The organism is Actinoplanes sp. TBRC 11911 (assembly GCF_012933445.1).
In the GTDB taxonomy this organism is placed as follows: domain Bacteria; phylum Actinomycetota; class Actinomycetes; order Mycobacteriales; family Micromonosporaceae; genus Actinoplanes.
The window spans coordinates 197,953-211,120 of the sequence record NZ_JABBNC010000004.1 but is presented as its reverse complement, the minus strand read 5'-3'; the positions used below and the strand labels follow the sequence as shown (position 1 = coordinate 211,120).

The 13,168-nt window shown below is 68.8% G+C and carries 10 protein-coding genes; 5 read left to right on the top strand and 5 right to left on the bottom strand.

Going from position 1 to position 13,168, the window contains the following annotated elements; translation table 11 throughout:
- The first annotated feature begins 136 nt into the window (after positions 1-136).
- Positions 137-913, top strand: coding sequence for a DUF5995 family protein (locus tag HH310_RS08645; RefSeq protein WP_169174904.1), 777 nt, complete (start codon positions 137-139; stop codon positions 911-913).
- Here HH310_RS08645 and HH310_RS08640 read toward each other — a convergent pair.
- Genes HH310_RS08640 through HH310_RS08625 form a run of 4 tightly spaced genes read right to left on the bottom strand, consistent with a single transcriptional unit; the run spans position 907 to position 4,841 of the window.
- Positions 907-2,265, bottom strand: a complete 1,359-nt coding sequence (locus HH310_RS08640) for a cell wall metabolism sensor histidine kinase WalK (RefSeq protein ID WP_169174903.1) — start codon at positions 2,263-2,265, stop codon at positions 907-909. The two genes, HH310_RS08645 and HH310_RS08640, sit on opposite strands and share 7 nt — an antisense overlap.
- Entirely contained in the window at positions 2,258-2,950 is a 693-nt protein-coding gene (locus HH310_RS08635; protein WP_169174902.1) for a response regulator transcription factor, read from the bottom strand. The genes HH310_RS08640 and HH310_RS08635 overlap by 8 nt, the downstream gene beginning before the upstream one ends.
- Positions 2,934-4,442 carry an RNA polymerase sigma factor gene (locus HH310_RS43640; RefSeq protein WP_169174901.1) on the bottom strand — a complete coding sequence of 503 codons (1,509 nt, stop codon included), beginning with the start codon at positions 4,440-4,442 and terminating at the stop codon, positions 2,934-2,936. The genes HH310_RS08635 and HH310_RS43640 overlap by 17 nt, the downstream gene beginning before the upstream one ends.
- A 45-nt stretch (positions 4,443-4,487) precedes the next feature.
- A complete protein-coding gene (locus tag HH310_RS08625; protein WP_248293838.1) occupies positions 4,488-4,841 on the bottom strand; it encodes a YciI family protein in 354 nt (117 codons plus the stop codon).
- Positions 4,842-6,296: 1,455 nt separating this feature from the next.
- Here HH310_RS08625 and HH310_RS08620 point away from each other — a divergent pair.
- The 3 genes from HH310_RS08620 to HH310_RS08610 all read left to right on the top strand — a co-directional run bounded on the left by HH310_RS08620 (position 6,297) and on the right by HH310_RS08610 (position 10,535).
- Complete coding sequence (locus tag HH310_RS08620) at positions 6,297-9,251, top strand: discoidin domain-containing protein (RefSeq protein WP_169175085.1); 2,955 nt, start codon at positions 6,297-6,299, stop codon at positions 9,249-9,251.
- A gap of 196 nt (positions 9,252-9,447) precedes the next feature.
- Positions 9,448-9,822 carry a VOC family protein gene (locus HH310_RS08615; RefSeq protein WP_169174899.1) on the top strand — a complete coding sequence of 125 codons (375 nt, stop codon included), beginning with the start codon at positions 9,448-9,450 and terminating at the stop codon, positions 9,820-9,822.
- 137 nt (positions 9,823-9,959) lie between these two features.
- Positions 9,960-10,535: a DUF305 domain-containing protein gene (locus tag HH310_RS08610; protein ID WP_169174898.1), complete on the top strand. Its 576-nt coding sequence runs from the start codon at positions 9,960-9,962 to the stop codon at positions 10,533-10,535.
- Here the strand turns inward: HH310_RS08610 and HH310_RS08605 are convergent.
- Positions 10,517-11,905 (bottom strand): DUF1996 domain-containing protein, encoded by a 1,389-nt coding sequence (locus tag HH310_RS08605; RefSeq protein WP_169174897.1) that lies wholly within the window; start codon positions 11,903-11,905, stop codon positions 10,517-10,519. The genes HH310_RS08610 and HH310_RS08605 overlap by 19 nt on opposite strands.
- A 191-nt stretch (positions 11,906-12,096) precedes the next feature.
- Here HH310_RS08605 and HH310_RS08600 point away from each other — a divergent pair, with 191 nt between their 5' ends.
- Positions 12,097-13,128, top strand: a complete 1,032-nt coding sequence (locus tag HH310_RS08600) for a LacI family DNA-binding transcriptional regulator (protein WP_169174896.1) — start codon at positions 12,097-12,099, stop codon at positions 13,126-13,128.
- Positions 13,129-13,168: the final 40 nt, after the last annotated feature.

Here is a 13,168-nt window from a genome sequence, read left to right as displayed (position 1 = left end):
GGAATACGTAGTTCTACCGATCCCTACGTACGTCCCCGGTGACAGGGTTGTGTCCACGGGGGAGCACCGCCCGGTGACCACAGTCGCCGGGCGGTGCTGGGGGCCCTCCGACGCGATGACTCCGTGGGAGGATCCGATGAGCCAGTCCGTCTGGGGACCGGTGCAGCAGGAAATGTCCGAGCTGCTCCAGGGCCATCCCGACGACGTCCCCGCCGTGGTCGATCAGTTGACGAAGCTCCAGGACATCCTCGGGCGCGTCCCACCGCTGCTGGGTGGAAACCCGCTCTGCGACTTCAACAAGCTGTATCTGACCATCACCGAAAGCGTTCTCGAGCGTCTCTACGCGGGCCGATTCAAGGACCCGGCGTTCCTGGCGAGGCTGGACGTCGAGTTCGCCGCGCGCTATTTCGACGCGCTGCGCGCCTGGGCCGGCCCGGACGCCAGCCCGCGCTGCCCGAAGGTGTGGTCCGGGCTGTTCACGCGCATCCCCGGTCCCGACGCCCGCCCGTTACCCGCCGCCTGCGCGGGGGTCAACGCGCACATCAACTTCGATCTGCCGTTCGCGCTGGTCACCACGTTCGACCACCTGGGCACCGACCCGATCGACGACAGCGACCAGCACCACGACTACCTGCAGGTCAACGACATCTTCGCGGAGGCGATCCCCGGGTTGCGCCGCGGGTACCTCGACAAGTGGCAGCTGCTCATCGACACGATGAACGGATGCCTGGACGACTGGTGGCAGGGCGAGGCGGTTGATTACACCCGCAACGTCGCCTGGCGCAACGCGCAGAAACTGTGGGGCATGCGGCACGACATGGCGGCCACCGACAAGGAACGGGCGCATCTCGACCGGATCGCCTCCGACCTCGGCAAGTTGCTGCTCTCGCCGATGGGCGAGTTCCTTCAGTAGGGCAGTCGCACCGTGAACATCGCACCGCCTTCCGGCGCGTGACCCGCGGTGATCCGGCCGCCGAGCCGGGTCACCAGGCGGGCGGCGAGGGCCAGGCCGAGACCGCTGCCGACCTTGCGCACGCCGCGATATTTGCGGTTGAGGGCGCCGCGTTCGAACGCCACCGCGAGATCGTCGTCGGTCAGGCCAGGCCCGCCGTCACGCACCTCCACCGTGGCCGCGTCGTGGGCGCCCATCGCGGCCTCGTCGCGGCCGCCCACCGGGGCCTCGTCGCGGCCGCCTACCGGGGTCTCGTCGCGGACCGCGAGCACCAACGGCCGGCCCGCGGGCACGACACGCAGCGCGTTCTCGCAGAGCCCGTCGATCACCTGCCGGATCCGGACCGGGTCGGTGCGCACCACCACCGGATGATCCGGCAATTCCAGTGTCAGGGCCGGCCATCGTGCCCGCCACGCGTCGCCGGCCGCGCGGATCAGCTCGGTCAGGTCCACCGCGACGATGTCCAGCGGCAGGTCGGCGGCCTCCAGACGGGACAGCACCAGCAGGTCCGAGATGAGCCGATCCAGTCGCTCCGCCTCCGCGATCATTGTGGGGGCGGCCTTCTCCGCGTCCATCACCCCGTCGGCCAGCGCTTCGGCGTAGCCGCGGATCGTCGCCAGCGGCGTACGCAATTCGTGCGAGACCGACAGCAGGAAATCGCGTTCCCGCCCCTCGCTGGTCTGCAAGGCGGCAGCGAGCTGGTTGAACGCGTCGGCGAGCTCGGCCGCCTCGTCCGGCCCCCGCCGGGAGATCCGCACCGAGCGGTCACCCGCGGAAAGCTTCCCGGCGGCGCTCGCGGCGAGCCGGAACGGCCGGACGATGACCCGGGCCAGCAACGCCCCCGCCAGCACACCACCGAGAAGGCCGGCGAGCAGGGCGATCCAGACGCTGCCGAGCACCCGCAGCGCGATGCCGGTCGCGGCGTCGCGGGTGAGCACGACACCGCTGTTCACGCCGCTCAGCGGACGCCCGACGACGAGCTTGCCGCCGGCCCGGGTGTCCACGAGGGTGCCGCCGGCGACACGCTGCACGACCCGATCCGGCAGGCCCGGGTGGTCGACCACCCCGCGCCGGATCAGGAACACCTCGATGCCGTCCTGGCGCAGCGACCGCACGATGCGTTCCCGGGCGGGCTGCCTCTCGTCGGCGAGCAGCTCGACGGCCACAGCGCTCTTCTCCACCAGCTCGGTGCGGAGCTGCGCGTTCTGCCCGCGGACCGCGACCGGCACCGCGACCAGCGCGGTCACGATCACGGCGACGACGGCGGTCGCCACGGTGACCAGGACGACCCGGCCGGTAAGACTCCTAATCATCGGCCGTGTAACCCACGCCGCGGACCGTCCGGATGAGCGCCGCCGCCGTGCCCAGCTTGGCCCGGACCTGCGCGACGTGTACATCGACCGTACGCGTCCCCGCCGCCGACGCGTACCCCCAGACGCTGGCCAGCAGCTCCTCGCGGGTGAACACCCGGCCGGGCCGGCCCAGCAGGTGCCCGAGCAGGTCGAACTCGGTCGGGGTGAGGCTCAGCGCGGCGCCGTCCACGGTGACGCTCCGCTTCGCCGGGTCCAACGTGACCGGCCCGAGCGTGCGTACGCGATCCGGCGTTCCGCCCGCGCGCCGCAGCAACGCCTTGACCCGGGTGACCAATTCACGCGGGCTGAACGGCTTGGTCACGTAGTCGTCGCCGCCCAGTTCCAGGCCCAGGATGCGGTCGATCTCGTCGTCACGCGCGGTGAGGAAGATGACCGGCGTCCAGTCGCCGTCGGCCCGCATCCGCCGGCAGATCTCGGTGCCGTCCATGCCGGGCAACGCGATGTCGAGGATGCACGCGACCGGCCGCAGACGCCGGGCGGCGGCCAGTCCCGCGCTCCCGTCGTGCTCGACGTGCACGCCGAACCCGTCGCGGCTCAGGTACAGGCGTACGAGATCGGCAATGGGGTGTTCGTCCTCCACCACCAGGACGAGCCCCTTGGCGGGGGTGTCATGCACGGCTCCCATAGTGCTCATTCTTTTGTTCGGGCGTTGTAAGACTTGCCTTCGCGAGGAGGTATTTGCGTTCCGGGACGCTGGTGGTCAGCCGCGCCGCGGTCCGGAACGCCGCGCGCGCCTCCTCCCGGAAGCCGGCCTGTTCCAGCAGGTGAGCCCGCACCGCCTCGACCCGATGGTGGCCGGCCATCCGATCGTCGCCGTCCAGGTCACCGAGAACCGCGAGCCCCGCCAGCGGACCTTGGGTGCGGGCGACCGCGACGGCCCGGTTGAGGGTGACCACCGGCCCGGGCGAGAGGCGTTCGAGCACGTCGTAGAGCGCGAGGATCTGCGGCCAGTCGGTCTGCGCGTCATCGGCCGCCTCATCGTGCAGGGCGGCGATGGCGGCCTGGATCTGGTACGGGCCGACCGGCCCGCGCCCCAGCGCCGAGGAGATCAGGGCGACGCCTTCGGCGATCATTTCCTTGCTCCAGAGCGTGCGATCCTGCCGGTCCAGCGGCACCAGATCCCCATTTGCGGCCGTACGCCCGGGCCGCCGCGCATCGGTCAGCAACATCAGCGCCAGCAGCCCCGTCGTCTCGTGATCGCCCGGGACGAGTTCTCGCAGCATGCGGGTCAGCCGGATCGCCTCGGTGGTGAGGTCGGCGCGCTGCAGGTCCGGCCCGCCGCTCGCGGTGTACCCCTCATTGAAGATCAGATACAGCACCTGCCGCACGACCCGGAGCCGCTCAGCGCGTTCCTCGGGCGGCTGCCGGGGGCCCGGGTACGAAGCAGAGCTGGGCTGGCGGCCCGGCTCCGAAGCAGAGCTCGGCTGACGGCCCGGGTGCGAAACAGAACTCGGCTGACGGCCCGACTCCGAAGCAGAGCTCGGCTGACGGCCCGGGTGCGAAACAGAACTCGGCTGACAGCCCGGGTACGAAACAGAACTCGGCTGACGGCCCGGCTCCGAAGCAGAGCTCGGCTGACGGTCCTGGGGCGGAGCAGTGCTGGCTGGGCGCCTAGCGTCGCGCTCGTGCTGGCCGTCGAAGCCTTGGCCGCTCTTGCGGATCGTTTGCTTGGCCCGGCTGATCCGCTGGGCCATCGTGGACCCCGGGACGAGGAAGGCCGCCGCGATCTCCCCGGTGGTGAGGCCGCCGACCGCCCGGAGCGTGAGGGCAAGTTGCGACGGCGGGGACAGAGCCGGGTGGGCGCACAGAAACAGCAGCATCAGCGTGTCATCCCTATCCGAAATTTCCGGATATGTTTCTGTAAAAGCGGTCGTGACCTCGCGGCGACGGCGGGCGCTGTCGCTCCGGAACTCGTCCACCAGCCGCCGCCCCGCCACCGACACCAGCCACGACCTGGGGTTCTCCGGCACCCCTTCACGCGGCCACTGCGTCGACGCGGCGAGGAGCGCCTCCTGCACCGCATCCTCAGCCGCGTCGAACTGCCCGTAGCGTCGCACCAGAACCCCGAGGACCTGCGGCGCGAGCTCCCGCAGCAGGCCCTCCACCGACTGCGTCATAGCGTCCCCTCGCTCCGGGCGGCAGCGATCTCGGGCCGGGTCATCTCAGACCTCTGGCGGACCGTCCGGAATGCCCCGGATTTCCACCTTCTGCGACCAGACAGCGACGCGGCCGGCCAGCTCGAGGGCACGGGCCTCGTCCTTCACGTCGATCACCCAGAACCCGGCGAGCGACTCCTTCGCCTCCGCGAACGGCCCGTCCGACACGACGACCTGGCCGCCGTTGTCGAGGCTGACGACCTTCGCCGTCTTCGGGAACGCCAGCCCCTCGTCGAAGACCAGCTCCCCGGACTTCCGCAGCTCCCCGTCGAAGTCCGTCATGAAGGCGATCATCTCGCGAACCCACTCGGGCTCGCGCTCCGCCATCATGTCCTCCGCGTCCCCGAACATCATCATCATGTACTTCACGTGTCCTCCTAGTTCGTCGTCACCGGTGTGTCGGAGCCGCAGTCCACGTTTCGACATGCTCCCCAAATTTTCCGCGATCGCCCTCCGAAGCGCGACCTCCATTGGCCCCGCCGACGACAAAGGACCCGCTACCCGTGCGCTGGGAGCAGCCCGCGCGTCCAGGCCAGGGGACCGCGACCTGCCACATCCCTTTTATCGACATTTATCCCCCACCGATCGGCGCGTGCTCAGCGGTTTTCCAAGACCTTGGAGAGTTATGGCTCAAATATGGGCGTAACTCTCCAAGGTCTCGAACCCGAGCAGGAAACCCGGGCCACAAAAGTCATTAAAACGGATAAAGCGGGCGTCCTATTTGGACGGTCGTCCACGATGCAGTCAGTTTCGTCCGGATAGTGAGACGGGGTGCGAGGTACAAGCGGCAAGCGTCGGCTCACCACCGTCGTCCAACACGCCAAAGCCTGCTTTATCCGGTCAGAACACGCACCGCAACGGGCAGCACCCAGCAGGACCGAGCAGCGCCGCCGCCACGGCAGCCCCAGCCCGACACCCAACCACCGCAACCGACGGCAGCCGGCGACGTCGCCAGCAGCCGGCCGCAGACGCCAGCAGTCGACGGTGTCGCCAGTCAGTCGGCGGCGGTCGACGGCGTCGCCAGCAGTCGGCGGCGCCAAATACTCATTTATGCGGTCAAACCAGGCACCGCAACGGGCAGCACCCAGCAGAACCGAGCAGCGCCGCCGCCATGGCAGCCCCAGCCCCACACCCAAGCACCGCAACCGACGGCAGCCGGCGACGTCGCCAGCAGTCCGCAGCAGTCGACAGCGTCGCCACCAGCCGCCAGCGTCGCCACCAGCCGGCGCCAGTTGACAGCAGTCGGCGGCGTCGGCGGAGGCGATCGGCGGCCGAAGAAGGTCCGCAGCATCGGCGACGGCAGCAGCGGTCGGCGACGGCAGCGGCAGTCGGCGGGCGTCGGGCGTCGGCAGACGGCGGCGGCGGCAGACGGCGGCGGCAGACCGCGGGCGTCGGCGACGGCAGACGGCGGGCGTCGGCGACGGCAGACGGCGGGCGTCGGCGACGGCAGACGGCGGAACGCGGCATCAACGACGCCATCCGCGGCCATCCCGGGTCGGCGGCGGCCGCGGGCTGCCCGAGGGTGCGGGTAGGCGCGCCGCAGCCGCCGCCGGCGCACTCGGAGAGCGCTCTCCGAGCTCCAGCAACAATGCGGCGGCGAGCGGCGGGCTGTCAAGGTCGGGATGGCATTTGCCGGGAATGCGGGGTGCTGACGGGCAGCAGGTATTGACACGCGCGAAAGCCTGGCGTAACACTTCCGCCAATGACGGAGAGCGCTTTCCCCGAGCCCTCTATCCCTCTGGAGTCCCCGTGATCACGGCTTCCTCCCCGCCGCCGCGTGCTGTGCGGCGCATCCTCCTCATCCCGCTCGTTGTCATGCTTGTCGTGCTGGCGTATGTCGCGGTCGCTCAGCGCGCGGCACGTGCGGCGGACACGCTGCTCTCGCAAGGAAAGACGACCACCGCGTCGTCGGACGAAGGGGCCGGCCTGGCCGCGTCCTTCGCTACCGACGGAAACGCGGGCACCCGCTGGGCCAGCCAATGGAGCGATCCACAGTGGATCCAGGTGGACCTGGGTGCCACCGCGACCATCACCTCCGTAGTCCTGCAGTGGGAAACCGCATACGGCAAGGCGTACAAAATCCAGACCTCGCCGAACGGCACCGCCTGGACCGACATCTATTCGACTGACAATGGTGCCGGAGGCACCGAGACGCTCACCGTGAGTGGCAGTGGGCGTTATGTGCGCATGTACGGAACGGCACGGCCGGGCGGCTACGGCTACTCGCTGTGGGAGTTCAAGGTTTACGGCTCGACCGGTGGCACCACGACGCCGCCGCCGACCGACCCGCCGGGCAGCTTCACGACGGTCTGGCAGGACACGTTCGACGGCGCCGCGAACACGTCGCCGTCGAGCGCGAACTGGCTGCTGCGCACCGGCACGAGCTATCCGGGCGGCGCCGCGAACTGGGGCACCGGCGAGGTCGAGACGGCGAGCGCGAGCACCGCGAACGTCTCGCTCGACGGCGCCGGCAAGCTGACCATCAAGGCGATCCGCGACGGCGCCGGCAACTGGACGTCCGGACGGATCGAGACGCAACGCTCGGATTTCGAGCCGCTCGCCGGGCAGCTCACCAAGTTCACCGCGGTGCTCAAGCAGCCGGACGTCGCGAACCCGCTCGGTTACTGGCCGGGCTTCCGGGCGACCGGCGCGGCGTACAAGGGGAATTTCAACAATTGGCCGGGCGTCGGCGAGACGGACATCATGACGGATGTCAATGGCCGCAATCAGCTCGCGCAGACGCTGCATTGCGGGACCGCGCCGGACGGGCCGTGCGCGGAGTACAACGGGCGGTCGTCCGGGTTCGCGTCCTGTACCGGATGCCAGACCGGGTATCACGAGTATTCGCAGGTCATCGACCGCACCAAGACCGATGAGGAGATCCGTTTTTATCTCGACGGCCGGCAGACGTGGATCGTGCGCGAGTCGCAGGTCGGCGTCACCGCCTGGAACGCCGCCGTGCACCACGGCTTCTTCCTGCGCTTCGACCTGGCGATCGGCGGCTCACTGCCGAATGCCATCGCCGGCCAGACCACCCCGGTCGCGGACACCACCTCGGGCGGCGTGCTCAGCGTCGACTCGGTGAGCGTAAGCCGCGCCACCGGGACGACGCCGGCGGGGATGAGCGATCCGGCGACGCCCGGCGGACCGAGCGTGGTGAAGGTGACCGGCACGCAAGGTAACTGGCGGCTGCAGGTCAACGGCTCGCCTTATCAGATCAAGGGCATCACGTACGGGCCGCCGCAAGGTGCCGCCGACGGATACATGCGAGATCTCAAGAACATGGGCGTCAACACGATCCGTATCTGGGGCGTGGACGACGCGAACACTCCGACGTTGCTGAACCGTGCCGCGCAGCAGGGCGTCAAGGTCATCGTCGGTCACTGGCTGAATCAGGGTGCCGACTACGTCAACGACACCGCGTACCTGAACTCGGTCAAGACGACGATCGTCAACCAGGTCAACGCGCTGAAGAACAACCCGGGCGTGCTGATGTGGGACGTCGGCAACGAGGTCATCCTGACGATGCAGGACCACGGACTGTCCGCGGCCGAGGTGGAGGCGCGCCGGGTCGGGTACGCGAAGTTCGTGAACCAGCTCGCGCAGGCCATCCACGCGGCCGACCCGAACCACCCGGTCACCTCGACCGACGCGTACACGGGCGCCTGGCCCTACTACAAGCAGTACTCGCCGGACCTTGACCTGCTCGCGGTCAACTCGTACGGCGCGATCGGGAACGTGTACAACGACTGGGTCGCGGGCGGTTACACCAAGCCGTACATCGTCACCGAGGGTGGGCCGTCCGGCGAGTGGGAGGTGCCCAACGACGTCAACGGGGTGCCGACCGAGCCGACCGATCTGCAGAAGCGCGACGGTTACACGGCGAGCTGGAACGCGATCAACGCGCACCCGGCCGTCGCTCTCGGTGTGACCGAGTTCCACTACGGACTGGAGAACGACTTCGGCGGCGTGTGGCTGAACACTTTCACCGGCGGCTGGCGGCGGCTCGGCTACTACTCGCTGGCGAAGGCGTACACCGGGCAGAATCCGGCGAACACCCCACCGGAGATCACCGGGATGTCGGTGTCGAACCAGACGTCGGTGCCAGCCGGGGGCACGTACACGATCACGGCCAACGCGACCGACCCGCAGGGCGATCTGATCCGATACAACCTGATGTACTCGGATAAATACGCGGGGGGCGGCACCGGCCTGACCAACGTGAGCTACACCGACAACGGCAACGGCAATTTCACCGTACGGGCTCCGGAGAAGCTCGGCGTCTGGAAGGTGTACGTCTACGCGTTCGACGGCCAGGGCAACGTCGGCATCGAGCAGCGGTCGATCCGGGTGGTCGCGCCCACCGTCCCCGGCACGAACCTGTCCCGTGGCAAGAGCGCGACCGCGTCCAGTTACCAGCCGACCGGTACGAACGGTCCGCAGCTGCCGTCCTACGCGACCGACGGTGACTACGGCACCCGGTGGGCCAGTGACTGGGTGGACAGCGCCTGGCTGCAGATCGACCTCGGTTCGGTCCAGTCGTTCAACCACGTGCAGCTCGCGTGGGAGGCGGCATACGCGAAGGGCTATCAGATCCAGACATCGAACGACGGCAACTCCTGGTCGACCATCTATTCGACGACCGGCGGAAACGGTGGCTTCGACGACCTGAATATTTCGGGATCCGGCCGATATGTGCGGATGACCGGAACCGTTCGCGCCACCGCGTACGGCTATTCGCTCTGGGAGTTTGGCATATACCGGCAGTAAACGGGGAGGCCGGGGCGCGAAATCCACCAGCGCCCCGGCACCTCGGCGCGTCGGAAATACCATGACGCCGCGAATAGCGGACATCCCGGCAGGTACCGTGCGGCGCCCCAAGATGACCTGCGGAAAGGGCTTCTGCCACCGTTCGCAGAGGCTTAATCTCCGGGTGAAAGCGCGACGAGCCGGAGGAGCTTGAGACATGGACAAGGTCGTCCACTTCGAGGTGCCGTTCGACGACGGCGACCGGGCAACGACGTTCTACCGCGAGGCGTTCGGGTGGCAGCTCAACTCGATGCCGCAGTTCCAATACGTGATGGTCTCCACGACGCCCACCGACGACCAGGGCCGCCCGTCGGAGATGGGTGGGATCAACGGCGGGATGCTGGCGCGCCAGGGCCCGATATCGGCTCCCGTCATCACGATCGGCGTGGATGACCTGGACGACGCGCTGTCCCGCGTGGAGAAGCTCGGCGGAAAGGTCGCGATCGGCCGGCAACCCGTCGGCGACATGGGTTACAGCGCCTACTTCACCGACACCGAAGGCAATCTGATCGGCCTTTGGCAGAACGCTTGATTCCCGCCAGGCCGCCGAGCCGCCTCCACCGGCTCGGCGGCCGCTAAAGTGCCGCCCAACGCCGACGACACATCCTGGTAAAGGCGTAAATATCGAGTCATTGACATCTAAGCGCGCGAAACGTAAGACTCGCAGATGTGAATGCTGTTCGCGCCTTCGCCGTCGCCGCCGTGCTCGCCCTGGCCGGCTGCAGCACCACGACGTCGCCGGGTACGAGCCAACCCCCTACCACCAGCAGCGCCCCCGCGCAGACGGCTGGCTTCGGCGGCACCGATCTGGCCTGGATCGAGATCAACATCGCGATGGACGAGCAGCTCCTCCCGCTGCTGGAACTGGTGCCCGACCGCAGCGGCTCGGCCGCCGTCCAAGCGCTCGCGACACAGGTCAAGGCATTCACCGACGCCGAGCTGAGCACCCTGCGCCAGTTGCGCGACCAGGCCGGACTGCCCGCGGAAAACCCGCACGAGGGCATGCCGATGCCCGGCATGGTCCAGGCCGACCAGGTCGCCAAGGCGGCGAAACTGGTCGGCCCGGAGTTCGACGCGTACGTGGTCACGCAGATCAAGGGGTATCTCGACCAGAGCCAGAGCCTCGCCCGCAGCGAGGACCAGTCCGGCGTCGAGGCCCAGACCCGCAGTCTGGCGTTACAGGTCTTGCGGACGCGTACCGAGGCACTGTCCACCTTGAAGAAGACTCAGCCCGGCAGCTCGTAGTGCTCGTTGAGCGCCGCGCCCCGATCCGGCTTGTACTGGTCGAAGCCGCGCGGGTCGCACTGCAGCCCGCCGTTGATGCAGTGCGAGCTCAGCGCCGCGAGCGTCGGCACGTCCCACGCGTTGAAGACGTCGTAGTGGAACGAGTAGCCTCGCCCGCTGGAGAAGTGGACGTTGGCCATGTTGCCGCTGACCGGCCACGCCATCTTGAACTCGATCATCGGCACCGCGACCGGGTGATCGTTGGGGCAGACACCCAGGACCGGGTACGCCATGTGGGACTTGTGATCCGGCGTGTCCAGGTGCCGCCCGTCCCAGCAGCTCGGCGCCTGGAACCGGACGTTCAATTGGGTCCCTGCCACGCAATTTGCCGGAATATCCCAACTGTTCGAGATATCGCCGCATTCGAAGCCCTCGACCGCTCCGGGGTTATTGCGGAAATCGTCCAGTGTCGCCTGTGGACTGCCGACCACGTACCGTAGCCCCGGCGGGAACGGCCGCACGCTCCGGTAATCGATGACGCCACTCTTGTAGTAAATGACCTGCGGCCCGGACGGCTGCACCGCGACGTCCCCGTTGAGCAGCGTCGGCATCCAGTACCCGGTCTTGTCACCGGGCGTGATGCACGAGGTGGACCCGGAGTTGAGGCTGGCGAGCGTGGTCGTCGCGTTCGTGGTGGTGTTCCCCATGAACGTGTGCGAGTGCGACGCCCCCGGCAGCCCCGGGAAGACGATCGGGTCGTCCGGCAGGTTCGACCTGCTCACCGAGCAGTTGGCCTGGAACTCGTGGTGCGTGGTCGGCGGGTTCGTGGCCGGCGGCACCGCTGTCGACGGGATCACCCCGGTCACCGGCGGGTTCGCCATGATGTAGCCGGGACCGTCCGAGGCGGGCGGGTTGACCAGCGTCCCGTACACCTGGAACTCGAACAGCGAGTAACCGTACGTGGTCCCGCGCTGAGTGCCGTACATCCGCACGTACCGGCCGGAGCCACTCACCGTGAGGGTCTGCGTTCCGCCGGCACCGTTCGTGGTGCTGTAGATGGTCGACCAGACGTTGCCGTCGGGCGAGGTCTGAATCTGAAAGGCTTTGCCGTACGCCGTCTCCCACTGCAGTTTCACCGAAGTGATCGTGGCGGCCCCGCCGAGGTCGACGCGCACCCACTGTGGATCACTCCAGGCGCTGCCCCAGCGGGTGGCCGGGTTGCCGTCGAACGCGGCGCCGGCCGGGGCACCGCCGTTCTCGGTCGAGGAGGCGAGGGCGGGCTTGTTCTGCGAGAGCAGGCTGTCCGCGGCGCGGGCCGGCCCGCCGACGAGCAGCAGCGCGCCGACGAGGACGGCCGCCCCGGTAGCGGCCAGCAGTTTTCTTCGTTTCACGGAGGTCTCCAAGGGGATGAGGGGGTTGGAGAGCGCTTTCCGAGAGTGTTACGCCGGGATGTCATACACGTCAATGTCCCCAGGTTCCGGAACAGGCCGGGCACGCCGTGAGGTGCTGCCCGCACCCGTGACGGACCGCGCGTCGCCAGCCGTCCGGAGAGCGCTTTCCAGGCTGTGCTATAAAGTCGTCTATGCCCAGCCGGCTGCCGACCCTCGAGGACGTCGCCCGCGTCGCCGGGGTCTCCCGCGCCACGGTCTCCCGCGTGATCAACGGGATCCGCAACGTCGATCCGCAACTGCACGAGGTCGTGTGGAACGCGGTCGGCGAGACCGGCTACGTCCCGAACCGCCTGGCCCGCTCGCTGGTCACGCGCCGCACCGGCACGGTCGCGCTCATCGTGTCCGACTCCGAGACGCACGACGACGACCCGTTCATGAGCCGATTCTTCGCCGATCCCTACTTCGGGCGCGTCGTCGGCGGTCTCATGAGTGTGTTGCGGGGAAACGGCGTACAACTGGCCCTGCAGATCGTCGGCACCGAAGAGGGCCGCAAACGCCTGGTCGGCGACTTGCGCAACGGCCAGGCGGACGGCGCGATCCTGCTCTCGCTGCCGCCGGTCGACCCGCTGCCGCGCATGGTCGTCGAGGGCGGCGTGCAGACCGTCATGATCGGCCGCCCGGCCGAGCCCGTGCCGATCAGCTACGTCGACCTGGCCAACGACACCGGCGCCGCCCTCGCCGCCGAGCACCTGCTGGGCCGTGGCTGCCGGACGATCGGCATGATCTCCGGCCCGGCCGACGTCCCGGCGAGCAACGACCGCATCTCCGGCTTCCGCCGATCGATGGCCCGGCACGGTCACGCCTGGTTTCCGCTGGCCACCGGCAACTTCACCCGGGAGAGCGGCGAGCTTGCCATGCGTACGCTGCTGGCCGAGCACCCGGACCTGGACGGCGTGTTCGTCGCCAACGATCTGATGGCGCTCGGCGCGCTGCTTGCGCTGCGGGACGCCGGCCGCCAGGTCCCGGGCGACGTGGCCATGGTCGGCTTCGACGACAGCAGCGCCGCGACGGCCGCCCGTCCGGCGCTCACGACGATCCGGCATCCGCTGGAGGACATGGCAGCCGAGGCCGCGACGCTGCTCCTGGCTCGCGTCGACGACGCCGACCGCCCGGTGTCCTCGGTGATCTACGAGCCGACGCTGGTGGTGCGGCAGAGCGCCTAGCTGCGGATGGGCTGCGCTGCGCTTTGAGACCAGCCAGCTC